Origin of the sequence: Rhizobium sp. BK399, assembly GCF_014194695.1 — a bacterium.
GTDB lineage: Bacteria > Pseudomonadota > Alphaproteobacteria > Rhizobiales > Rhizobiaceae > Rhizobium.
Map to the genome: position 1 here is coordinate 786,738 of NZ_JACIAH010000001.1, position 21,665 is coordinate 808,402.

The 21,665-nt window shown below is 61.1% G+C and carries 22 protein-coding genes and 1 pseudogene; 12 read left to right on the plus strand and 11 right to left on the minus strand.

All coding sequences use genetic code 11. The features are described 5' to 3' along the window. Complete coding sequence (gene hisS, locus FHT97_RS03920) at positions 1 to 1,515, minus strand: histidine--tRNA ligase (RefSeq protein ID WP_183860051.1); 1,515 nt, start codon at positions 1,513 to 1,515, stop codon at positions 1 to 3. Between the two features lie 138 nt (positions 1,516 to 1,653). Between hisS and FHT97_RS03925 the strand changes: the two genes are divergently transcribed. The 6 genes from FHT97_RS03925 to FHT97_RS03950 all read left to right on the plus strand — a co-directional run bounded on the left by FHT97_RS03925 (position 1,654) and on the right by FHT97_RS03950 (position 6,329). Continuing rightward, the gene (locus FHT97_RS03925) at positions 1,654 to 2,412 is read left to right on the plus strand and encodes a hypothetical protein (RefSeq protein WP_183860053.1); all 759 of its coding nucleotides are present in this window, start codon (positions 1,654 to 1,656) and stop codon (positions 2,410 to 2,412) included. 150 nt (positions 2,413 to 2,562) lie between these two features. Continuing rightward, positions 2,563 to 3,450: an amino acid ABC transporter substrate-binding protein gene (locus FHT97_RS03930; RefSeq protein ID WP_183860750.1), complete on the plus strand. Its 888-nt coding sequence runs from the start codon at positions 2,563 to 2,565 to the stop codon at positions 3,448 to 3,450. 208 nt (positions 3,451 to 3,658) lie between these two features. Continuing rightward, entirely contained in the window at positions 3,659 to 4,633 is a 975-nt protein-coding gene (locus tag FHT97_RS03935) for a 2-dehydropantoate 2-reductase (protein ID WP_183860055.1), read from the plus strand. Next, a complete protein-coding gene (locus FHT97_RS03940) occupies positions 4,608 to 5,345 on the plus strand; it encodes a class I SAM-dependent methyltransferase (protein WP_183860057.1) in 738 nt (245 codons plus the stop codon). The genes FHT97_RS03935 and FHT97_RS03940 overlap by 26 nt, the downstream gene beginning before the upstream one ends. 187 nt (positions 5,346 to 5,532) lie before the next feature. Beyond that, entirely contained in the window at positions 5,533 to 5,898 is a 366-nt protein-coding gene (locus FHT97_RS03945; protein ID WP_183860059.1) for a hypothetical protein, read from the plus strand. A gap of 71 nt (positions 5,899 to 5,969) precedes the next feature. After that, positions 5,970 to 6,329 carry a DUF305 domain-containing protein gene (locus FHT97_RS03950; RefSeq protein ID WP_183752460.1) on the plus strand — a complete coding sequence of 120 codons (360 nt, stop codon included), beginning with the start codon at positions 5,970 to 5,972 and terminating at the stop codon, positions 6,327 to 6,329. A gap of 53 nt (positions 6,330 to 6,382) precedes the next feature. On the opposite strand, the gene FHT97_RS03955 is transcribed toward FHT97_RS03950, so the two are convergent. Then, complete coding sequence (locus FHT97_RS03955) at positions 6,383 to 7,432, minus strand: aldo/keto reductase (RefSeq protein WP_183860061.1); 1,050 nt, start codon at positions 7,430 to 7,432, stop codon at positions 6,383 to 6,385. 233 nt (positions 7,433 to 7,665) lie between these two features. Between FHT97_RS03955 and FHT97_RS03960 the strand changes: the two genes are divergently transcribed. Next, a complete protein-coding gene (locus FHT97_RS03960) occupies positions 7,666 to 8,370 on the plus strand; it encodes an HAD family hydrolase (RefSeq protein WP_016552882.1) in 705 nt (234 codons plus the stop codon). Between the two features lie 7 nt (positions 8,371 to 8,377). On the opposite strand, the gene FHT97_RS03965 is transcribed toward FHT97_RS03960, so the two are convergent. Both FHT97_RS03965 and FHT97_RS03970 read right to left on the minus strand, forming a co-directional pair. Next, positions 8,378 to 8,854, minus strand: coding sequence for a hypothetical protein (locus tag FHT97_RS03965; RefSeq protein WP_183860063.1), 477 nt, complete (start codon positions 8,852 to 8,854; stop codon positions 8,378 to 8,380). Beyond that, positions 8,851 to 9,480 carry a DNA-3-methyladenine glycosylase I gene (locus FHT97_RS03970; RefSeq protein WP_183752466.1) on the minus strand — a complete coding sequence of 210 codons (630 nt, stop codon included), beginning with the start codon at positions 9,478 to 9,480 and terminating at the stop codon, positions 8,851 to 8,853. Before FHT97_RS03970 ends, FHT97_RS03965 begins: the two co-directional genes overlap by 4 nt. 209 nt (positions 9,481 to 9,689) lie before the next feature. Here FHT97_RS03970 and FHT97_RS03975 point away from each other — a divergent pair, with 209 nt between their 5' ends. Both FHT97_RS03975 and FHT97_RS03980 read left to right on the plus strand, forming a co-directional pair. Further along, positions 9,690 to 10,433, plus strand: a complete 744-nt coding sequence (locus tag FHT97_RS03975; RefSeq protein WP_183752468.1) for a L,D-transpeptidase — start codon at positions 9,690 to 9,692, stop codon at positions 10,431 to 10,433. A 135-nt stretch (positions 10,434 to 10,568) separates the two neighbouring features. Next, complete coding sequence (locus FHT97_RS03980; protein ID WP_183860065.1) at positions 10,569 to 11,249, plus strand: L,D-transpeptidase; 681 nt, start codon at positions 10,569 to 10,571, stop codon at positions 11,247 to 11,249. A 30-nt stretch (positions 11,250 to 11,279) separates the two neighbouring features. On the opposite strand, the gene FHT97_RS03985 is transcribed toward FHT97_RS03980, so the two are convergent. The 4 genes from FHT97_RS03985 to FHT97_RS04000 are packed head-to-tail and all read right to left on the minus strand — an operon-like array spanning position 11,280 to position 15,717. Next, positions 11,280 to 11,720 carry a hypothetical protein gene (locus FHT97_RS03985; protein WP_183752473.1) on the minus strand — a complete coding sequence of 147 codons (441 nt, stop codon included), beginning with the start codon at positions 11,718 to 11,720 and terminating at the stop codon, positions 11,280 to 11,282. 36 nt (positions 11,721 to 11,756) lie between these two features. Next, the gene (gene glcF / locus FHT97_RS03990) at positions 11,757 to 13,070 is read right to left on the minus strand and encodes a glycolate oxidase subunit GlcF (protein ID WP_183860067.1); all 1,314 of its coding nucleotides are present in this window, start codon (positions 13,068 to 13,070) and stop codon (positions 11,757 to 11,759) included. Between the two features lie 5 nt (positions 13,071 to 13,075). Next, entirely contained in the window at positions 13,076 to 14,281 is a 1,206-nt protein-coding gene (gene glcE / locus FHT97_RS03995) for a glycolate oxidase subunit GlcE (RefSeq protein WP_183860069.1), read from the minus strand. After that, the gene (locus tag FHT97_RS04000; protein WP_183860071.1) at positions 14,278 to 15,717 is read right to left on the minus strand and encodes an FAD-linked oxidase C-terminal domain-containing protein; all 1,440 of its coding nucleotides are present in this window, start codon (positions 15,715 to 15,717) and stop codon (positions 14,278 to 14,280) included. The genes glcE and FHT97_RS04000 overlap by 4 nt, the downstream gene beginning before the upstream one ends. A gap of 134 nt (positions 15,718 to 15,851) precedes the next feature. Between FHT97_RS04000 and FHT97_RS04005 the strand changes: the two are divergent. After that, a pseudogene (locus FHT97_RS04005) lies at positions 15,852 to 16,747 on the plus strand (LysR family transcriptional regulator). 12 nt (positions 16,748 to 16,759) lie between these two features. Here the strand turns inward: FHT97_RS04005 and FHT97_RS04010 are convergent. Next, on the minus strand, positions 16,760 to 17,611 hold the full coding sequence (locus FHT97_RS04010; protein ID WP_183860073.1) for a LysR family transcriptional regulator: 852 nt from the start codon (positions 17,609 to 17,611) through the stop codon (positions 16,760 to 16,762). Positions 17,612 to 17,717: 106 nt separating this feature from the next. Here FHT97_RS04010 and FHT97_RS04015 point away from each other — a divergent pair, with 106 nt between their 5' ends. Then, entirely contained in the window at positions 17,718 to 18,716 is a 999-nt protein-coding gene (locus tag FHT97_RS04015) for a zinc-dependent alcohol dehydrogenase family protein (RefSeq protein WP_183860075.1), read from the plus strand. A gap of 30 nt (positions 18,717 to 18,746) precedes the next feature. On the opposite strand, the gene FHT97_RS04020 is transcribed toward FHT97_RS04015, so the two are convergent. Both FHT97_RS04020 and FHT97_RS04025 read right to left on the minus strand, forming a co-directional pair. Further along, positions 18,747 to 19,904, minus strand: coding sequence for an adenosylhomocysteinase (locus FHT97_RS04020; RefSeq protein ID WP_183860077.1), 1,158 nt, complete (start codon positions 19,902 to 19,904; stop codon positions 18,747 to 18,749). Between the two features lie 92 nt (positions 19,905 to 19,996). After that, entirely contained in the window at positions 19,997 to 20,887 is an 891-nt protein-coding gene (locus FHT97_RS04025) for a LysR substrate-binding domain-containing protein (protein WP_183860079.1), read from the minus strand. Positions 20,888 to 21,142: 255 nt separating this feature from the next. On the opposite strand from FHT97_RS04025, the gene FHT97_RS04030 reads away from it, so the two are divergent. Next, entirely contained in the window at positions 21,143 to 21,655 is a 513-nt protein-coding gene (locus FHT97_RS04030) for an NUDIX hydrolase (protein ID WP_183860082.1), read from the plus strand. The last annotated feature ends 10 nt before the right edge of the window (positions 21,656 to 21,665 follow it).

Here is a 21,665-nt window from a genome sequence, read left to right on the forward strand (position 1 = left end):
TCAGCCCGCCCTATTCCGGTCTTCGGCCTGCGCCGCCAGAATTGCCTTCACCTTGGCGACGAGGTCGCCTTCCGCAACCGTTTCCTGGGCAACACGGGCCTCACGCCAGCTGGCATTGTCCTCGATCTCGCCCGACAGGCGCTTGCCCTCGATCAGGTCCTTGATCTGCACGACGCCCTGCGCCCGCTCGTCACCTCCCTGGATGATGGCGACAGGGCAGCCGCGGCGGTCGGCATATTTCAACTGGTTGCCGAACTTCTTCCAGTTGCCCTGGAACATTTCGGCGCGGATGCCGGCGGAGCGCAAGTCCTGCGTCATGCGCTGGTAGCGGCCCATCGCGTCGACATCGCCGTCCATGACCGTGACCAGAACCGGCTCGATGGCCTCGGCCTGGCCGAGCTTGCCAAGGTTCTTCAACGCCGTCATCAGGCGGGAAACACCGATGGAGAAGCCGGTAGCCGGCACCGGCTGGCCCATGAAGCGGGAGACGAGGCCGTCGTAGCGACCACCACCGCCAACGGAACCGAAGACGACCTTCTCGCCCTTCTCGTTGGTGACATCGAACAGAAGCTCGGCTTCGTAGACGGGGCCGGTGTAATATTCGAGGCCGCGCACGACCGACGGATCGATCTTGACGCGGTCGGACTGGTAGCCCGCGCTTCTGACCAATGCGCCAATGAAATTCAGCTCTTCAACGCCTTCAGCACCCTTGGATGTGCCGGCAACGAGTTCCGCCAACTGGGCTGCGCTTTCGGCATAATCCTTGATGCCGACAAAGAAGAGGACCTTGTCGATCTGGCTCTGGTCGAGGCCTGCGCCCTTGGTGAAATCGCCGGACTCATCCTTGCGGCCGGGGCCGAGCAGGAGTGCCACGCCCTCAGGACCGAACTTGTCGAGCTTGTCGATGGCGCGCAGCACGTTGAGGCGCTGGCCGACCTTGTCATCACCTCCGAGACCGATCGCTTCGAGAACGCCGTCGAGAACCTTGCGGTTGTTGACGCGGATGACGTAATCGCCGCGCTTGATGCCGAGGGCTTCCAGCGTATCGGCCATCATCATGCACATTTCGGCATCGGCCTGCACGCCGGGAGCACCGACGGTATCGGCGTCGAACTGCATGAACTGGCGGAAGCGACCTGGGCCTGGCTTCTCGTTGCGGAAAACGTAGCCGGCGCGATAGGTGCGGTACGGCAGCTGGATCTCGTTGAAATTCTCGGCGACATGACGGGCGAGCGGCGCCGTCAGGTCGTAGCGGAGCGACATCCACTGCTCGTCGTCATCCTGCAGCGAGAAGACGCCTTCGTTCGGCCGGTCGGCATCGGGCAGGAACTTGCCGAGCGCATCGGTGTATTCGAAGAGCGGGGTTTCGACAGGATCGAAACCATAGTGCTCATAGACTTCCCGGATCTTCGCGGTCATTTCGTTGACGGCGCGAATGTCGGCTGCCGAACGATCGACGAAGCCGCGGGGAAGTCTGGCCTTGAGCTTTTGTGGTTTCTTCTGCTTGTCGTTCATTTCCAAGGTATTCCGCTCGCTGTGACAGTGGCGGTTTCCTAGCGGAAAGGGCCGGATGCGGCAAGGGCGAAGGCCCTTGATCCGGAACACAGAATCGATTGAGCGAGTAGGAATGGATCGAATGGCAGGAGCTCTATCATGATCGCGGAGGCGCTTCTCTATGCCGCGACCGTTCCGGTGACGCTGAAGGCGCATCGCCGGTTCATCCGATACTCCGTCAATCTCTGGTCCCGCGCCGGCCGCTGCAGCCGGCAATGGGCAGAGCACGAGGAGAGGAGCAAGGACGCCATAAGGAGCGCCATGACCGGCCTGCGGCAGAGGAGAACGGCGGTCATCCTGGGATCCGGCTTGCTGCGCGACGTACCGATCGAGGAGCTGGCCCAGACGTTTGATACTGTCGTGCTCGTCGATCTCGTGCATCTCGCCTCGACACGCTTGTGGCTGCGGCGGAAAGGCTACAAGAACGTTCGGCTGATTGAGCGCGACCTTTCAGGCTATGACGACCTCGCGGCGGGCAGGCAGCCGGAACCCCTCGCCTTCCTGAGAACCGTTCCGTATCTCGACTTCGTGGTCTCGGCCAATCTCCTCTCGCAGATCGGTCGAGGCGTGAAACGACGCTTCGAGGCGGAGCAGGAAGGCGCCCTGCCCGCCGATACTGTCGCACAGCTGATCCAGGCGCACCGGTCGGCATTGGAAGCGGCGCCTTGCAAGACTTGCCTGATCACCGATGTCTCCTATGCCGTCATCGACCGCACCGGGAAGGTCCATGAAGAGGCCGACTTGCTGCATGGTGTGTCGCTGCGATCGGTTCAAGCCGACTGGACATGGCCCGTGGCGCCGATCGGCGAGGAAAGCGCCGACTATCAGATCGTGCACAAGGTTGTTGCGGCATATTGAGCGTCGGCTCGTCCGAGCCCGGGTCTCGCTCGGGGCGATGTCGCCAGTTCGAGCACCGCCGACGTGTCCTTGGTTGACAAATGGCAGGCAGCCCATAGTCTGCGTGTACGCCTTTGAAATCGCAACCGCTCGAGGATGAGGATCATGCCTATGACGAAGTGCATGAGACGGTTTCTGCTAGCGCATCTTGCTCTTTGCCTTACGGCTTTCGCGGCGGCCGCTGCGACGCTCGATACGATCACTGAGCGCAGCAGCGTGCGCATCGGCTACATCGCCGACGAAGCGCCCTTTTCCTCCAGCAAGGCGGGCGCCAATCCGACGGGATACGCCATCGACCTCTGTGGCAAGATCGCCGATGAAATAGAACACCAGGTTCCGCAGCTGAAGCGCGAATACATCGAGACGACTCTCGCCAGCGGCTTCGACGCGGTGAAAAATGGAGAGGTCGATCTGCTTTGCGGCGCGATCACCGTCAATTTGAAGCGGCGCGAAATAGTCGACTTCTCGCAGCCCATCTTCCTGACCGGGGCGACTGCACTGCTCCGCAAGGATTCGCCCAACTATCTGCAAACGCTTTTTCTCGAGAAGCCTGCTGTTCGCGCCGTTAGCGAGCATGTCGCCTCGACGCGCGTCATCGGCGTGCGTGCCAATACGACGACGGGAGTGACACTGCGCGAGGCGCTGGCAACCCAGGTATCGAAGACCAAGCTTGCCGATTTCCAGACGCATGAGGACGGGCTCGCCGCACTCGAGGATCGCAAGATCGATGCCTATATCGCGGATCAGGCGCTGCTCGCCAGCCTGGCTTCGCGGGCGCGCGATCCGTCCTCGCTTGAGATCGGCGATCGCCTGTTTACGCACGAACCCTATGCGATAGGGCTGCGTCGCGACGACGCCGACTTCCGCTTGCTGGCCGATCGTGCCTTGACGGCTTTCTACCTGTCAGACGATTTTCTGCCGCTGCTGGAAAGCTATTTCGGAGCGGAGGCGGCACCGATGCTGCACACGCAAATCATCATGGAGCATGTGCCCGATTGATATCAAATGCGGAGCGAAGCGTACGGCCCGTCTATTTGGGAGGATGGGCGCTTGGGCGGACGGTGCGAAGAGCGACTTCGAAAGGGAAGACCATCTTGAGCCAGCAGCGTCCCTGCGACGCTGTCATGCGAACCACTTGATTGTGGTCTAAGGTAGCAATGGCTATATTGATTTTGCAGCCACAGGTTTGTCGTCGGAGGGGGCGGCCATGCGGATCGCGATCATGGGGTCGGGCGCCATCGGCGGCTATCTTGGTGCACGGCTCGCTGTCGCGGGCCATGATGTCACTTTTATTGCCCGGGGGCCCCACCTCGAGGCAATGCGAAGCAACGGACTGCAGCTTGAAAGTCCGCTCGGCAATCTCAGCCTGCCACATGTGAAGGCGACTGCGACGCCCGGCGAGGTCGGCCATGTCGACATCGTTTTCTTCGCCGTTAAGCTCTATGACAGCGACACGGCGGCTGCGGCAATCGTGCCGATGGTCGGGCCGGAAACGAGAGTGGTGACGTTGCAAAACGGCATCGACAGCGTCGAGACCCTGGGTCGGCTGGTGCCGCCGTCACAGGTTGTCGGCGGCGCTGCCTACATTTCGGGATACATAAAACAGCCCGGCCTGATCGTGCATCTCGGTGGTGCAGGGCAGTTCTATATCGGCGGGCATCGTGACCCGGTGATCAGTGCGTTGCTCGCGGCATCCATCCAGGCCGGAGACATTGGGCTGCAGACGGTCGAAGATATCGATCAGACGCTCTGGACCAAGTTCGTGACGCTCTGCGCGTTCTCGGGTGCGACCAGCTTAATTCGATCCGGAATTGGATCGATCCTGACAGATCCTGAGTCTCGCACATTGCTTGCCCAGTTGCGGGATGAGGGCATGGCGGTGGCGAAGGCAGCCGGTCACCCGATGCAGGACGAATATGAAGCGTACGCTGAATCGATCTGGCAGAACCTGCCGCCCGATACGTGCTCATCGATGGCCAATGATCTCTTGAACGGAAAACCACTGGAACTTGCCTGGCTTTCAGGGCGAATGCACGCGCTTGGGAACGGCCTTGGCATACCGACGCCATCACACACGGCGGTTTATCGCGCGCTGCATCTCTACGCGAAGGGTACACTCAACTCCACGGCTGACGGCTTTTCTGGGAGGGAAACGAATGGAGACCTTGCGAAATCAGGCTGAAGGCACTGCTTCGGCGGCCACCGACGATGCACAAGCCATGTTCAATAAACATCTGGCAACTTACCGGAAGATCGTCGGCGAAAACCTCATGTTTCACCGCGAGGTCTATGGCTTGCTGCGCACACTGTTGTCCCAGGAGATGCCCAAGCCGTTCAAATTTCTCGATATCGCTTGCGGGGATGCAGTTGCCTCGGCGGGTGCGTTGAAGGGGAGTGCCATCGGCCACTATTACGGGATCGACCTCTCTCCGCAGTCGTTGGATCTCGCGAGGGAATCGCTGAAGGACTTGCCGTGCCCTATCGACCTGCGGTGTGGCGATTTTGCCGAAGCAATGGCCGACTGGTCCGACACCGTGGACTTCGTATGGATTGGCATGTCGCTGCATCATCTCCAGCCGGACGGAAAGGTCCGATTGATGAAAGATGTGCGCGATACATTGAGCCGTGACGGCCTGTTTTTGATCTGGGAACCCACCCTTCTCGACGAGGAAAACCGGGAAGAACATTTTGATCGGTTCTCGGCCTATCGTAATGTGTGGGCTGCATTAACGGACGAAGAATTTGCGGCGATGGACGCGCATATGAGGCTCGCCGACTTCCCGGAAAAGGCCGACACATGGAAGGCGATGGGCCGTGAAGCCGGGTTCTCCGAAGCTGAACAAATATTCCTGATGCCCAATCGCTTCGGGAGAGTCTACCAATACAGGAACTAGTGTCAGCTCGCCGTGCTTGGTGGGTGGCCCTGCCGGAAGGAGTGGCCTTCAAGGCCGCGCATCCTCCGATGTCTTTCGGACCGCCATCTGATGTTCGCCTCGGGCCGATGTGGCCCACGCGACCAGTGTCTGCCAAATCCGCAAAATGCAGCTTGGCTTCTTTGCGTCGTGTTCCTATTTTGACGGCATGCGCTTTTTTGCAATCATCGCGATGGCACTTGCCTGGATGGCCTACGGCACCATGTCCGCCTGGGCTGGCTGTCCGACATGCCTGTCGATGCAGACCGTCGCAGCGACCTCCAGTGTCGAACACCATCATGTGGCCGGAATGGACATGGGCGAGAACGCGAAATCCGCGCCTGCGCAACAGGATCCGTGTTCAGCCAGCGGCATGGTGCACATGCCCTTCTGCTCAGCCTGTCTCGTCGTGCCGCCGCCGATGGTGTTCGCGGCAGCCGGAAAGCACGTATTTTCCTATCCTGCCCCTGGACCGGCCGATGCGATGCGGGATGCACGCCCTCAGCCCCTGGCGCCGCCTCCCCGGCTTGTCTGACCGGTTTTCATGAAACGCCGCGGCTTCGGCCGCGCATTGAACCCCAGTATCAGACAGAGGAAGGTAATCCCATGTCTCTGAAAACTCTCGCTCTTGCTGCAACGCTTGCCCTCTCTGCCACGCCCCTCTTCGCGGAGGATGCGCCGATGGACATGAGCAAGCCGATGGGCGATCACAGTGCATCGAGCCACGCGTTCGCGGAGGCGAACGCGAAGATGCACAAGGACATGATGCTCAAATATAGCGGCGATACCGACGTCGACTTCGTCCGGGGCATGATCCCGCACCATCAGGGCGCGATCGACATGGCGAAGATCGAATTGCAATACGGCAAGGATCCGGAAATCCGCAAGCTGGCGGAAGCCGTGATCAAGGCCCAGGAGGCCGAAATCGCCGACATGCAGGCCTGGCTGAAGGCGCACGGCAAGTAATAGCCAAGGACGCCGGAGCAGCAAGCCCCGGCGTCCGTTTCACGAAACTTCAATCAGGCCTTCGGCTGGAATGGCTCCGGCCGACGGCCGGCACCCTGTCGCGAAAGCATCCAACCCGGATATTCAGGCGCAAGCTCGCTGACCTCATCGAGTTTCTTCAAATCGTCCGCATCGAGTTTCAGGTTGACCGCCGCCAGGTTCTGGTCGAGCTGCTCGACCCGCTTGGCGCCGATGATGACGGTTGTCACGAACGGCTTCGCGAGAATGTAGGCAAGCGCGACAGTAGCGACGCTCGTGCCGTGCTTTTCGGCGATCTCGCGCATCACGGCAACGCAGGCCCAGGCGCGATTCTTGTCGACTGGCGGGAAGTCAAACGCAGCGCGGCGACCTTCGCCGTTGCCAGGCGCTCCCGGCCCATACTTGCCGGAGAGTAGGCCGCCCGCCAGTGGCGACCAGACCATCAGGCCGAGCTTCTCCTCCTGCATCATCGGCACGATGTCGCGTTCCAGATCGCGGCCGGCGATGGAATAATAGGCCTGCACCGTCTCGAACCGAGCGAAGCCGCGACGCTCGGAGATGCCAAGCGCCTTGGCAATGCGCCATGCCTGCCAGTTGGAAACGCCGACATAGCGCACCAAACCACGAGAAACGAGATCGTCGAAGGCGCGCAGCGTCTCGTCGATCGGCGTGACCGTGTCGGTGGCGTGGATCTGATAAAGGTCGATATGATCGGTCTGAAGACGCTTCAGGCTGGCCTCGACCGAATCCATGATGTGCCCGCGCGAAGCGCCACGATCATTCGGCTTGTCGCCCATGGTGCCATAGACCTTCGTGGCAATCACGACGTCCTTGCGGGGAACGCCGAGGTTTTTCAGTGCCTGGCCGAGCAGTTTTTCGGACTCACCGAAGGAGTAGACATCTGCCGTATCGATGAAGTTGACCCCTGATGCCAGCGACTTTTCGACGATTTGATCGGCAGCCTTCTGGTCGACGTCAGCGATGGAACCCCAGAGATTGTTTTCGCCGGCGGCACCGAATGTCATCGTGCCGAGGCAGATTTCCGAGACGAACAGTCCAGTATTTCCAAGTTGATTGTAACGCATGGTCGGAGATTTCCTTGTGACGGCCGCGAGCGCGACCTAAAGACGGTTGAATTGATTTTTGGTTATTGGCCTGGTCGAGACAGGAACAGCCAAAATGCGGCTGTGCGAGAGGCCCTATCGATGTAAGGCGAACCGACGGTATTTCAACGTGTCCGTTACCATCCGACCATTCGCATCCCCTTGTTTCGCGCCCGGCCTCCAATAAATTCTACTTGATGACTCGGAGATGACGGATGACGACCCGCGCGCTGACAACCATCGGCTTCGATGCCGACGACACGCTCTGGCAGAACGAGCAATATTATCGGCTGACCGAGGCGCATTTCACCGAACTGCTGGCTGATTTTGCAGACGGCCCGAGGGTGTCGGAGCGACTGCTCGAGGCCGAGAAGCGCAATCTCCGCCACTACGGCTTCGGCATCAAGGGATTTACCTTGTCGATGATCGAGACGGCGATCGAAGTCACTGAAGGCAAGGTCCCTGCCAGCGTCATTGCCAGCATTCTCGACACCGGCCGAGACCTGCTTTCCCACCCGGTCGAGACCCTGCCGCACGTTCAGGAGACGCTGGCGGCACTCTCGGAGAACTACCTGCTGGTGATGATCACCAAGGGCGACCTGTTCGATCAGGAGCGCAAGTTGGCGCAATCCGGGCTCGGCGATTTCTTTCACGCGGTCGAGATTGTTTCCGACAAGACTGCTGTAACCTACCGCCGGATCTTCTCCAAGGTCGGGGGTGGCCCGGAACGGGCGATGATGGTCGGCAATTCGCTGAAATCAGACATCGTCCCGGCGATCGCCGCCGGCAGCTACGGCGTCTTCGTGCCGCACGAGCTCACCTGGGTGGTCGAGCATGTCGAGGAGCCGAAAGATGCGCCGCGCTTCCGCAAGATCGAACATCTGGGGGAACTGCGCGGCCTGATCGAAGGCCTCGGCTAACCTGCTGTCACCTTGGAGGAAAGAGCGGCGACGGCGATTGCTTGTCGGCGGGAGCAGCCGGTGGCGGTGCTGCCGCCTGAGGCTCGACGAGAATGCTGTAGGGCGCGCCTAGCCCCCTGCGTGGCGAGACCTTGGAGTAGTAGGGCCGCAGCAGCCAGGTGGTGCTGTCCTTCACGGTGATATTATAGCTTTCGCCATCCTCGTCCGTCCCGAAGATCGCCTCCTCATCGGGTGTCGCGAGATTAAAGATCGAGAGGAAAGCAAATTTGCTCTTGGTCGAGAAGCTGATCTTCACATGCTGGCCAGCCTTGACGGGAAGCGTGTAGACGCGTCCGTTGCCGAATTTCGTCCAGCCCTTGAGTTCCATAGTGGCGGCCGGAAACTGCAGTTTCTCCAGTCGTTCGCCAGGCTGCAGCTCAGGTGACTGCGCGAACGCAGCGGACGCCAGCAGGCACAACGCGACGGTTGCCGCGAGCCCCTTCATGGGCGCACCAGCGCATCGCGCATCGCTTCCACCTCGGCGCGACAGTAGCAACCTTCGACGTGATCGTTGACGAGACCCATTGCCTGCATGAAGGCATAAACTGTGGTCGGACCGACAAACGTCCAGCCGCGCTTCTTCAGATTCTTGGAAATGACGACCGATGTCGGCGTTGTCGGGTTGGCCATGACAGTGGCGCGATCGACCACCTTCGGGCGATCGCTATGGCCGGGCTCGAAGCTCCAGAAATAGCGGGCGAGCGACCCGAACTCCTGCCGCAACTCGATCGCTCGGCCAGCATTGTTGATCGTCGAAACGATCTTGCCGCGATGACGCACAATGCCGGGATCGGCAAGGCAGCGCGCGATATCGGCGTCGTCGAAGAGCGCGACCTTCTCGAAGTCGAAGCCGGCAAAGGCAGCGCGGAAGTTCTCGCGCTTACGCAAGATGGTGAGCCAGGAGAGACCCGACTGAAACCCTTCCAGGCAGATCTTTTCGAAGAGGCGGATATCATCGGTGACGGGTCGTCCCCACTCCTCGTCGTGATACTTGAGGTAGTCCGGGAGGTTGGCGTGCCAGTGACAGCGGCTCTTGCCGTCTTCACCGATGATGATGCCCGTATCGCTCATGTCTCGCTTCGCTCTCCTGCTGCGAATCCGGCTTTACCATTTGCAAACTCTGTTTCCAAACCGAACGATAACCCTGACGAAAAGTTTATCTCCCGCTTCGGATTCGAATGAGTTCAGATTTACCATTCACTGGCGGGAACGGTGGCAGCGTGAAGCAAGGCGGCCGCTGCCGTCCGCACATTTTCGGCCATTTGTAGAGAGTCCGTCCGATGATGAAATCCCTTTTGCTCGCCGCAGCGATGCTCGGCGTCTTTTCCACGGCTGCGCTCGGCGACGACCGCTACACGACGCGCCCGCCGGTCGTGTTGAGCCCAGATCTCGCAGCCCCGTGGACCATGCAGCTCGGCGGCGGCAAGGTTCGCCCCGTCGTTTACCGGCAACCGGCCTTCGCGCCGCGTGGTCTATTCACGTCCGGCGTCTTCGGTGGCACTCCTGCTACCAGGGCACAGCCGGTATCCGCCACTAATCCCGGCGTTCCCGTCATCCGTCGTCAGCTTGAGCCACAGTATCTGCCGCAGATTGTCAGCTACGACACCAAGGAGCGGCCCGGCACGATCGTTATCGATACCAACAACCGCTTCCTCTATCTGGTGATGGACGGCGGCAAGGCTCGGCGTTATGGCGTCGGCGTCGGCAAGCCGGGCTTCGAATGGGCTGGCGTGCACAAGATCACCCGCAAGTCCGAGTGGCCGGATTGGACGCCGCCGTCGGAAATGATCGGTCGCGAAGCCGCCAAGGGCCATTATCTCCCGGCGCGCATGGACGGTGGGCCTGCGAATCCACTTGGCGCACGCGCCATGTACCTCGGCTCTACCCTTTATCGCATCCACGGCACCAACGCCCCCTGGACGATCGGCAATGCCGTTTCTTCCGGCTGCATCCGACTGCGCAACGAAGACGTGGTTGACCTTTACGAGCGCGTAAAGGTTGGAACTCGCGTCATCGTCATGTAAAGGCTCATCAATACCGGCGCGGAGCCAAGCATAGTTGCAATTAAACATCGCAGCCGCTTCATTCCGCCCCCGACATCTTGAACTGGATCGAAGTTCGGTTAGCTTCGGTCCGGTTTTGCTTTGAGGGAATCAAATATGCTGAAATTCGCGACGGCTCTCGCAGCCGCCGGCCTTCTGGTCTCTTCCGTATCCACATCTGTGTCGGCACAGCCGATCGCGCCCGCTCATGACGCTGCGCCTGTCGTTCGGGTCGCCGTGCAGCCGAAATCGGTCAAGCCGCAGTTCAAGCGCCAACGCGTCCACCTCGTCACCAACGAGGCACCCGGCACGATCATCATCGATACCAACAACAAGTTCCTTTATCTCGTCGAGACCAAGGACCGCGCGACGCGCTACGGCATCGGCGTCGGTCGCGAAGGCTTCGGCTGGTCGGGCGTCGTCAAGATCGGCCGCAAGGCAGAGTGGCCGGGCTGGACGCCACCGCCTGAAATGCGGGTTCGCGAAGCTGCGAAAGGCCACATCCTCCCGGCCTTCCAGGAAGGTGGCGAAGACAATCCGCTCGGCGCCCGCGCGATGTATCTCTACAAGGGTGGCAATGACACGTCCTTCCGCATCCACGGCACCAACCAGCCGTGGTCGATCGGCCTCAACATGTCGTCCGGCTGCATTCGCATGATGAACAAGGATGTGATGGATCTCTACGATCGCGCTCCTGTCGGCACGAAGGTCATCGTTGTCGGCCCAGGCAACAAGCAGGGCGAAATCAGCTTCGACGATCGCGGCATCGACATCCTGCGGACGCTATTCGGCGGCTAATGCAAATATTTGGCGGCCGGCGACGGCCGCCTACTTCGATCCGCAACTGACCTTGCCGGTCACGCTAAGCGGCTTCGCGCCGCCCTCAAGAGCAAGCTCATAGGCGCCCGAGAATGTCGTCATCGATTTGCCGCGCTGGCCGGCGGTCACGATCAGGCTGACGCCCTGCCCCTTAGGGTCGTCTCCATCCTCATAGAATACTTCCAGCCGCAATTCGCCATCGTGTGACCAGTGGTGCGTCAGGTTCTCCGACGTCACGGCAATCTTCTGTAGCGCCTGGGGTGCATCGCCGCTCTTCACCACAAGAGCGCCGCGAAAATGATTGAGCTTGTGGCCGCCTTCCGCCTCGAAGCCGCTTTCCACCGTGAAGCGCACATTCTTGTCATCCGCCGAGCAGAAGAAACGAGTGGCTGCGTGGGCGGCATTGGTCGCACCGCAGAGAAGCGTGAACGCGAGGATGGTGCGGTACATAGCGGGCTCCTGAGATTGCCGGACGATCCAGCGCCGCTAAGCTAAGGGCAAATCCTTTAATTTTTCCGGTACATCTCCGCCGTAGGCCCAGTCCAGCAGTTGGACCGTGTGAACGATCGGAATTGCTGTCCCGGTCGTGATCTGCATCATGCAGCCGATGTTGCCGGTTGCGATCACATGCGGCTTCGTCGCCTCGATATTCCTGACCTTGCGGGTCTTGAGCGCTTCGGAAATATCGGACTGCATGATGTTGTAGGTACCGGCAGATCCGCAACAGAGGTGGCCTTCCGCGGGATCGCGGACGTTGAAGCCGGCCGCCTTCAGCAGCTGCTTCGGCGCCATCGTGATCCTCTGGCCGTGCTGCATCGAGCAGGCGGAGTGATAGGCGACGATGACGCCTTTCGGCATCTGGGCCGGCAGGTCAAGCGACGCAAGGTACTCGGTGACATCCTTCGCCAGCGACGAGATGCGCGCCGCCTTTTCGGCGTAGGCGGGATCGAGCCGCAGCATGTGACCGTAATCCTTGATCGTCGTGCCGCAGCCGGAAGCGGTGATGATGATCGCGTCGAGCCCACCCTTTTCGAGTTCACCCGTCCACACATCGACGTTGGCGCGTGCGCTTGCTAACGCCTGCTCTTCGCGTCCCATGTGATGGACGAGCGAGCCGCAGCAACTTTCCCCCTCGGGTACGACCACCTCAACACCCAGTCGCGTCAGCAGCTTGATGGTCGCCTCGTTGATGCCTGGATCGAGGGCTGGCTGCGCGCAGCCGGTTAGGATCGCGACGCGTCCGCGCTTTTCACCGGCCGCCGCGTGGCTTGCCGGTGCTGCATAGATCGAGGCGGGAGGGATATGTCGCGGCGCCAGCGCCAGCATTGCGGCAAATGGCTTCAATGCGGGCGAGTGCTGAAGGAACCCGGCAAACGGTCGGCCCACCGACGACAGCTTGATCGCAAGGCGAAACCGATCAGGATATGGCAGGACAGCGGCAAGGATGGCGCGCACGAGCCGGTTCATGAAAGGACGCTTGTAGGTCTTCTCGATGTGTGCCCGTGCATGGTCGACGAGGTGCATGTAGTCGACCCCGGAGGGACAGGTCGTCACGCAGGCGAGACACGAGAGACAGCGGTCGATATGGGTGACCACCTCGGCATCCGCCGGGCGCCCGTTTTCCAGCATGTCCTTGATCAGGTAGATGCGCCCGCGCGGGCTGTCGAGTTCGTTGCCGAGCGTCACATAGGTCGGACAGGTCGCGGTGCAGAAGCCGCAATGCACGCATTTGCGCAGGATCTGCTCGGATTCGGCGACATGAGGGTCGGCAAGCTGGGCGGGCGTAAAATTGGTCTGCATTGCCTTCAGGCTCCTGCCATCTTCCCGGGATTGAAGATGCCGGCGGGATCGAATTTCAGTTTCAGTCGCTGCGAGAGCAAGGCCACCGCCTCCTGCTGCGGCTGAAAGGCGGCCGTCAATGCCCGCATTGGTTCGGGCGCCCGCATCAGCGTGGCGTGGCCACCGCCCAGCGCCTTGATGAAACGGCGCAGGAGATCCGCATCGGCATCCGCCTCCATCCGCATCCAGATCAGCCCGCCCTGCCAGTCGTAGAATGCGTCGACGCCGGCTTCGAGGCGGAGGGCCGCGACCAGCTGATGGCCGATGGTTGGCGCGACAGAAACCCGCCAAACGGGCCGCATCGTGCCGTCAGCATAAGGGGCGGCATCCCGGATGTCTTTCCAAAGGCGTACGCTCTCGTTTTGCTCCAACCGCGTGACCGATCCGAACGCTTGCATGGCCGCAACGAGCTTGGCTGCGCGGGCTTCAACGGAGCCAGGCAGGCCTTCAATGCGCAGACAGGTCGCCTCGCCTCCCGAAAGCGTACTGTCGAGAAATTTCCAGGATACGGTCATCGGCAGATGCGCGGCGCCGGAGACTTCGACTGGCGAGGCCATCGCCGCCGCCATGGCGTTGGCGGCTTCGGCATCGTTGAGGCCGGAAACGACAATCGTCGCTTCAGTTCGCGGTCGCGGCGGCACGCGGAAGGTCACTTCCGTCAGCAACCCCAGCGTTCCATGCGAGCCGGCCATCAGCTTGACGAGATCCAGTCCGGTCACGTTCTTCATCACGCGGCCGCCCGCCTTGATCAGTTCGCCCTTGCCATTGATGAAGCTCACGCCAAGCAGGCTGTCGCGTGCGGCCCCGGCCACAAAACGGCGCGGCCCCGAAACGTTGGCGGCAAAAACGCCGCCGATGGTCGGCTCGCCCGATGTACCCATGACCGGCCGATGATCCATCGGTTCGAAGGCCATCATCTGGCCGTTCTCAGCGAGTGCGGCTTCGATCTCGGACATTGGCGTTCCAGATCGTGCAGTCAAAACCATCTCGCCGGGATTATAAGCCGTGATGCCGCTCAGGTTGGACGAACGCAACCGACTTTCCGCCGCGACTGCATTTCCGAAACCGGAACGGGTGTTGCCGCCGCAGATCGCCAGCGGCTTGCCTGCCTGTGCATGGCTGCGGACGATTGCCGCAGCCTCGTCATCCGTCATAGGCAATAGATCGATCATGCGGCCGGACGTCCCTCGAGCGGGAAGACCTTGGACGGGTTCAGGAGCCAGGCCGGATCGAAAGCGGCGCGTGCCGCCATCTGCTGCGCCAGGTCCGCCTCGGAATATTGATGGCGCATCAGGTCTCGCTTTTCGATGCCGACGCCATGTTCGCCCGTCAGGCAGCCGCCGGCATCGACACACAGCTTCAGGATTTCCATGCCCGCGGCTTCCGCACGTGCGGCGTCGTCCGGATCGTTGGCATTGAAGAGGATCAGGGGGTGCATGTTGCCATCACCGGCATGGAACACGTTGGCGACGCGAAGCCCATGGCGATCGATGATTTCAGAGGTTTTCTTCAGCACGTAGGAAAGCTGGCTGAGCGGCACGGTGCCGTCCATGCAGATATAATCGGCGATGCGCCCGGTGGCGCCGAAGGCCGACTTCCGGCCCTTCCAGATCAGCGCCGCCTCGGTTGCCGACTGGCATTCGCGGACGGTCTTCACGCCATGCCTGTGGGCGATTTCGACGATGCTCTTCAGCATGTCGTCCATTTCCGCTTCCGATCCCTCGACCTCCACGATCAACAGCGCGCCGACATCCAGGGGGTAGCCGGCCTTGGCAAAGGCTTCACAGATTTCGATCGCCGGCTTGTCCATGAATTCGATGGCAACCGGAATGATGCCTGACGCAATGATGTCAGCGACGCAGGACCCTGCCTCTTCTGAGGTATCGAAGCCGAACAGGACCGGCCGCGCGCCCTCGGGCTTGGCAATCAGGCGGACCGTCGCTTCGGTGACGATCCCCAGCTGGCCCTCGTGTCCGCAGACGAGGCCGAGCAGATCGTAGCCTGCCGCATCTAACGCCTTGCCACCGAGATCGATGACAGTGCCGTCAGTCATCACCATCTTGACGCCGAGCAGGTTATTGGTCGTAACCCCGTATTTCAGACAGTGCGCGCCGCCCGAATTCATGCCGATATTGCCGCCGATCGTGCAGGCCAGCTGCGAGCTGGGATCGGGCGCATAGAAGAAACCATCCACCGAGACGGATTCCGAGATATTCAGATTGGTCACGCCGGCTTCGACAACCGCCACGCGATTGGGAAGATCGATATCGAGGATGCGGTTCATCTTTGAGACGCAGACGACGACCGCATCCTCCTGCGGGATCGCGCCGCCCGACAGCGAGGTTCCCGCACCACGCGGCACCACCGGGACACCGTAGCGGTGACAGTATTTCATCACGGCGGCCACCTCCGCGGTTGTCCGCGGCAAGGCAACAGCAAGCGGCATGCGGCGGTAGGAAACGAAGGCATCGGTCTCGAACGGCATCAGTTCGCGCGCCTCATGAACCAAGCATTCCGGCGGCAGCAGGTCGATGAGATCGGCAACAATCTGCCGGCGGCGAGCAAGCACGTCGGCACGCGGGGCGAGAAACGAAATGGTGTCGGACATGGCTCCCTCCCTTCGCCGGCGGCAGCGAAAACCCGGCGCATCCTCCGCGCTGCCGGCTCGAACGGGCTTAACACTTTCCCGATTATGGCGCAAATGCTAAGCACTTATTCCAAAAGGACAAACAATCTAAGCGTATGACCAATCTGGGTGACCTTGAAATTTTCGCAAAAGTCGTTTCGACCGGGAGCATGTCGCTGGCCGGCAGGGCGCTCGGTTTCTCACCGGCCGTAGTCTCCAAACGCATCAAACGGCTGGAAGATGGCTGGGCACGCGGCTTTTGCAGCGCACGACGCGGCAAATCTCGCTGACGGAAGCTGGCCAGGGCTTTTACGATCGCGTCCTCGGCATTCTCGCCGGGATCGAGGAGGCCGAATACTATATCTCCGGGCGCTCGGCGCAGATGCAGGGGACGCTGAAGGTGACGGCGCCGACCTCCTTCGGGCGCACGCATGTCGCCCCACACCTGAAGTCCTTCATGGACATGCATCCCGGGGTTGCGATCAATCTCGTGCTCAGCGACGAGTTCACCGACATCGTCGGTGAAGGCTTTGACCTTGCTATCCGGATTGCGGAACTGACGGATTCGAGCCTCGTCGCGCGGCGACTCGCGCCGGTCAGGCGCCTGCTTTGCGCCTCCCCCGATTATCTTTCCGCCAACGGCACGCCGGAAACGATCGAAGACCTGAAGCAGCACCGCTGTCTGCCTGCTCACAACAACGATGCCTGGCGACTGGAAGGGCCTGAGGGCCCGCTTTCACTCCGGCCGGAAGGGATGCTTGTGACGAACTCCAGCGAGGTCGTGCGTGAGGCCGTGATATCTGGGCTCGGCATTGCGCTGCGCTCCACTTGGGACATCAGCCGCGAGTTGAAGGATGGTCGGCTGGTGCACATTCTCCCTGCCTATGAGGGGTCGCGCAGCGTGACGCTGTCGGCAATCTACCCAAGCCGCCAGTTCCTGCCGGCCAAGGTGCGGCTGTTCATCGACTATCTCGCCGAGGTCTACGGCCCGGTCCCCTATTGGGAACGCTAGAGCTTTCACTGGTCAACTCGCCAGCCTCTCGATGACGAGATCGAGGAGCGCCCGCAGGCGGGCCTGCCGTTTCATGTCCCGGTGATAACCGATCCAGGTGTCGCGCCCAGGCGGGGCTTCGCCGAGATCGACCGGCTCGATGTCAGCGATCGCATCGCCGAGGGGGCGCGGCAGGACGGCGAGCCCCGCGCCATTCCTGCACAGCGTCGCCTGCACATCGCGGTTGTTGCTGCGCATGGCGATCTCGGCCTTTGGCAGGACGCGCGCCAGCCACATGACATCGGGCATGCCGCCGAAGGCTTCGTCCATCGTGACCAGGCGCGCGCCTGCGCCATCCCCTGCCTTCGGATGCTCTGCGCCCCGGCGCGTATAGAGCTGGTACTCGATATGCAGCAGCTTGCGCGATATTACATCAGGCTCGGTGAAGGGCGCGATCCGAACGACGACGTCCGCCTCGCGGCGGGAGAGGCTGAGCAGGCGGCTATCGGTCAGCAATTCGACGACGATCTTCGGATGGCGCAGCGAGAATTCCGCAAGCACCGGCGCAAGCACATGTGCACCGAACCACTCCGACGACGACAGGCGTAGGAAGCCGCTCAACTGCCGGCTTTGTCCGGCGAGTTCACGTTCGAGAGCCAGCGCTTCCTCTTCCATCCGTTCGGCGTGCGTGAAGACGGCCGTGCCCTCGTCCGTCAGCACAAAGCCGTCGGCTGTCCGCTGAAACAGCGTCTGGCCGAGCGAAACTTCCAGAGCGCGAAGGCGACGCCCCATCGTCGGCTGCGTCAGGCCGAGGCTGCGGGCGGCAGCGCCGAGAGTTCCATGGCGGGCGATCGCCAGGAACAGCTTGAGATCGCTCCATTCCACTATCCGGCTCCCAAACAAAAATGCATGGACATCGTGCATTCTCTTTCATTTCCATTCGCACATCAACGGCGCATTCTCCGGGCAATTCAAACGAACGGAGAGTTGCATGTCTCAGTCCACAACGATGAAGGCGCTCCTGATCGACGCGCCGAACGCCGATTTCCGCTTGGTCGAGATCGCCGAACCGACGCCACGCGAGGGTGAGATTTTGGTTCGGATCAAGGCGAGCGGCGTCAATCCTTTGGACACCAAGATCCGTGCCGGCAATGCCGCCCATGCGCGGCATCCGTTTCCCGCCGTTCTTGGCATTGATCTGGCCGGAGTCGTCGAGCAGGTAGGTCCCGGCGTCACCGAGTTCCGCCGTGGCGACGAGGTTTACGGCATGACCGGTGGCGTCGGCGGCATCCAAGGCTCGCTGGCTGAATTCGCGGCGGTTGACGCCAGGCTGCTCGCGCCGAAGCCCCACAATCTCTCGATGCGGGAGGCAGCAGCGCTGCCGCTGATCGCCATTACCGCCTGGGAGGGCCTGGTCGATCGCACCAATGTCCGCGATGGTCAGCAGGTTCTTGTCCTCGGCGCCGGCGGCGGCGTCGGGCACATTGCCGTACAGATCGCAAAAGCCGTAGGTGCCGATGTATTTGCCGTCGACGGTGCCGCCAAGGCTGACTACCTCGGAAGCCTCGGAGCAACGCCGATCGACTACCGGGTGGAGACCGTGACGGACTATGTCGTCAATCACGCGGGGGGCAAAGGCTTCGACATCGTCTACGATACGGTCGGCGGCGCCAGCCTTGACACTGCCTTCCAGGCGATCGGCCGCTTCGGTCACGTCGTCAGCGCGCTCGGATGGGGAACACACGCGCTTGCCCCGCTGTCGTTCAAAGCGGCAACCTATTCGGGAGTGTTTACGCTGCTGCCGCTTCTGACCGGCGAAGGTCGAAGCCACCACGGCAAGATCCTGCGTGAGGTCGGCAAACTCGTCGAGGCCGGAAAGCTGATGCCAAGGCTGGACGCGCGTCGCTTCGGACTTTCCGATGTCGCGGAAGCCCATGCTCTAATCGAAAGCCGTCAGGCAAACGGCAAGCTGGTGGTTGAGATCGCCTAAAGTTTGAAGGGCGCGCGCCGCGCCCTCTCCTTAACGCGCCAGATCGAGATAGGCGCTTGCCACCATCGCGTCGATATCCCTCGGCACCGGGACGATGCAGCTCTCGGCGCCGACTTCGCGCCTGGCGACACGCTCAAGGCAGCGCGCCTGCAGCGTAAAACCAAGATCCATCGATTCGACGGAATTGCCGAGCGGCCGGGGGCCGGCAAGGTTTGCCATATGCCCGCCGCCAAGAATATGGAAAGAGCGGCCATCCCTCAGGTGCAAGGTCTCGATATGGTCCGCCTCGTAGCGATCGATCCGGACGACTTCGGGGTGCTGTCGAAACGCCGCAACATCGATCTCATGCGGAAAATGTCCACCATTCATCAGGATCGCGCCATCCTTGATCAGCGGGAGGTCGGCGGCGGTGACGATCGCGGGAAAGCCGGTAACGGTGACAAGCACGTCGGCTGAGGCAATCGCCTCGTTGCGCAGCGGCGTGGAGAAGCCGTCGAGGTGCGCCTCTAGCGCAGTCACTGGATCGATATCAACGACGCTGACGGTTGAAAACGCATTGCGGAAGCAGGCTGCAGTGCCTTTGCCGCAGGCGCCATAGCCGAAAACCGTCACACGCTTGCCGTTGGTCGAGCGATTGGTGAAGCGCATGTAGCTTTCGAACAGGCTCTGGCCGACGGCATGCTTGTTTTCGGCGAACTGCTTGATCGGGCTGTCGTTGATGACCAGGATCGGCATATTCAATTTTTCCCGCATCGGCAGCAGACGTGTGCGGCCGGACGTCGTCTCCTCCGTCCCCCCGAGAAGGCCAGCGTAAGGAGCCTCGGCCGCGATCGCAAAAAGGTCGCCGCCGTTGTCGAGCAGCAGATCCGGCCTTTCCGCAACAACCGCCTCGAGGCTCTTGTGATGCGCGACCGGGTCCGTCGTCTGGGTCGCAAACACGGTGATCTCTTGCGAACGAAGAAACTCGACGGTCGAAGGCTGCGTGCTGTTCAGGTTTCCGGTGCAGACGAGCCGTGCGCCACCGGCCTTGAGTGTCATCAGCAGCGCTACGGTCTTCGGCTCCAGATGGATGCCGGTGCCGATGGTCAGACCGGCGAACGGTTGGGTTTTCTCGAATTCCGCCGCCGTTGCCTTGAGCAATCGGCAGCTGTTGCCGATCCATTCGATGCGGGTTGCGTCTCTCTGCATATTCCGTGTCCTTCTGCTGCTAATGCAGTGTTAGACCCGGCCACGCTTTTCGGCCATGGAGATAATTCTTCGCAATAGGGCAGAAAATCTGCCTATTGGGTTGCCGCGCCCAACCGGACCAACCAATCTCGAAGTGCGGAGAATGCAGGCTTCTTCGTGTCAGCGTCGCGACACGACAGGCTATAGCCGGCCGATCGGCGAACGAAGCCGTAGGGTGCCGCAAGCACTTTGCGCTGCAAATCATCCTCGATGGCTGCGCGTGGCGCGAGAACGACACCGATTCCTGATCGGGCCGCCCCGATTGCCAGAAGCAGATCTTCAAACTCCTGCTTGCGCCGAAACGTCACTGCCAGTGTACCGCTCTCGGCAAACCACTCCTGCCAAAGGGTTGGCGCAGTGCGGCTGAAAAGAGCCGTGACCTCCGCCATCAGCCGAGGATCTCTCGCGATCCGGTCTGCAAGATCGGGCGTCGCGATGGGCCCAAATTCGTCCTCCATAAACTTGACCGCCGTCACTCCTACCGCCGGCCGGTATTCGGCGCCCATAATGACCGCATCGAGTTCAGGATGCAGCGCCAACGGCTCGACGACCGTCATCGGCACGATATCGACCTCGACGACGCCAAGCGCATCCTGCATGTTTGCAAGCCGTGGCATCAGCCACCATATGGCAAAGGCGGAAGGTACGCCCAAGCGGATGCGGCGATGCCCCGCACCGACAAAATCTGCAGCGGCGCGTTCCAGCGTCGCAAGTGCGGCATTGGAGGCCTCCGCGAACTGTACAGCTTTCGTGGTTGCAGCCAATTTTCTCCCGTCGCGTTCGAATAGTTTCTCGCCGAAGTAGTTTTCCAGAATTGAGATCTGCTGGCGCACCGCGCCCCGGACCACCCCAAGCTCGGCGGCAGCGCCGAGAATGCTTCCGTGACGGCAAACGGCTTCGAAGGCACGGACTGCTTTTAGAGGAGGAAGACGCATGGTTACCATAGTATTGACATAACAGTGTATGACATGACCCCGTCGTTGATCCGAATGCAAGACGGGTGCACATTGAACACCTGTGCAATGGCGGAATCAGGATAGTATTTGGCGGATTTTCCGAACCGTAGCGAAGCGGAAGCTGCCTTATTGATAAGTATCAAATCCCGCTGGAAAACTTGAAAGACGTATGGATCGCGCAAGCTTTCCATTGGATACTAATATAGCTGATCGAAGGAACTAAAATAAAAGGTGACCCGACCGTTGACTCTCCTCGCCCGTCTCGCTTCTGACGTACAGCTGATGTTCAGACGCCCACCGCGTCAACAATATGCTGCGCTTTGCTATCGGGTGAAGAAGAAGACAGGCGAGATCGAGGTGCTGCTGCTAACGAGCCGCGACACTGGCCGCTGGGTCATCCCCAAAGGCTGGCCGATGGACGGACGTACCGCCTACGAGGTCGCGGCCCGCGAGGCCTATGAGGAAGCCGGCGTGCGCGGGACGGTCGAGAGTGAAATCCTCGGTACCTATTCCTATCCCAAGGTCTTGAAGAACGGCCTCAGCGTAACCTGCAGGGTTCAGGTCTACGCCCTCGAAGTCGCTAGCATCGCCAAGAATTTCAAAGAGAAAGGCGAGCGCAAGACCGAGTGGGTTTCCTGCGACGAAGCCGCGACGTGCGTCCACGAACCGGAGCTTCGGGAGATCTTTCTGCTTTTCAAGCGCCGCATGCAGGACCAATTCGCGGCAAGTGTGCCAAAACAAATTCCGGCGGAGTGAATACTGCCAT

Coding starts and splice junctions, on each gene's coding strand:
- FHT97_RS03935 (WP_183860055.1), top strand. CDS start 3,659: ATGCGGATCGCGATCATGGGGTCGGGCGCCATCGGCGGCTATCTTGGT.
- FHT97_RS04020 (WP_183860077.1), bottom strand. CDS start 19,904: ATGCAGAGAGACGCAACCCGCATCGAATGGATCGGCAACAGCTGCCGA.
- FHT97_RS03980 (WP_183860065.1), top strand. CDS start 10,569: ATGCTGAAATTCGCGACGGCTCTCGCAGCCGCCGGCCTTCTGGTCTCT.
- FHT97_RS04000 (WP_183860071.1), bottom strand. CDS start 15,717: ATGTCCGACACCATTTCGTTTCTCGCCCCGCGTGCCGACGTGCTTGCT.
- FHT97_RS03945 (WP_183860059.1), top strand. CDS start 5,533: ATGCGCTTTTTTGCAATCATCGCGATGGCACTTGCCTGGATGGCCTAC.
- hisS (WP_183860051.1), bottom strand. CDS start 1,515: ATGAACGACAAGCAGAAGAAACCACAAAAGCTCAAGGCCAGACTTCCC.
- glcF (WP_183860067.1), bottom strand. CDS start 13,070: ATGCAGACCAATTTTACGCCCGCCCAGCTTGCCGACCCTCATGTCGCC.
- FHT97_RS03965 (WP_183860063.1), bottom strand. CDS start 8,854: ATGAAGGGGCTCGCGGCAACCGTCGCGTTGTGCCTGCTGGCGTCCGCT.
- FHT97_RS03950 (WP_183752460.1), top strand. CDS start 5,970: ATGTCTCTGAAAACTCTCGCTCTTGCTGCAACGCTTGCCCTCTCTGCC.
- FHT97_RS04015 (WP_183860075.1), top strand. CDS start 17,718: ATGTCTCAGTCCACAACGATGAAGGCGCTCCTGATCGACGCGCCGAAC.
- FHT97_RS03925 (WP_183860053.1), top strand. CDS start 1,654: ATGATCGCGGAGGCGCTTCTCTATGCCGCGACCGTTCCGGTGACGCTG.
- FHT97_RS03955 (WP_183860061.1), bottom strand. CDS start 7,432: ATGCGTTACAATCAACTTGGAAATACTGGACTGTTCGTCTCGGAAATC.
- FHT97_RS03960 (WP_016552882.1), top strand. CDS start 7,666: ATGACGACCCGCGCGCTGACAACCATCGGCTTCGATGCCGACGACACG.
- glcE (WP_183860069.1), bottom strand. CDS start 14,281: ATGATCGATCTATTGCCTATGACGGATGACGAGGCTGCGGCAATCGTC.
- FHT97_RS03985 (WP_183752473.1), bottom strand. CDS start 11,720: ATGTACCGCACCATCCTCGCGTTCACGCTTCTCTGCGGTGCGACCAAT.
- FHT97_RS04025 (WP_183860079.1), bottom strand. CDS start 20,887: ATGGTAACCATGCGTCTTCCTCCTCTAAAAGCAGTCCGTGCCTTCGAA.
- FHT97_RS03975 (WP_183752468.1), top strand. CDS start 9,690: ATGATGAAATCCCTTTTGCTCGCCGCAGCGATGCTCGGCGTCTTTTCC.
- FHT97_RS03970 (WP_183752466.1), bottom strand. CDS start 9,480: ATGAGCGATACGGGCATCATCATCGGTGAAGACGGCAAGAGCCGCTGT.
- FHT97_RS03940 (WP_183860057.1), top strand. CDS start 4,608: ATGGAGACCTTGCGAAATCAGGCTGAAGGCACTGCTTCGGCGGCCACC.
- FHT97_RS03930 (WP_183860750.1), top strand. CDS start 2,563: ATGACGAAGTGCATGAGACGGTTTCTGCTAGCGCATCTTGCTCTTTGC.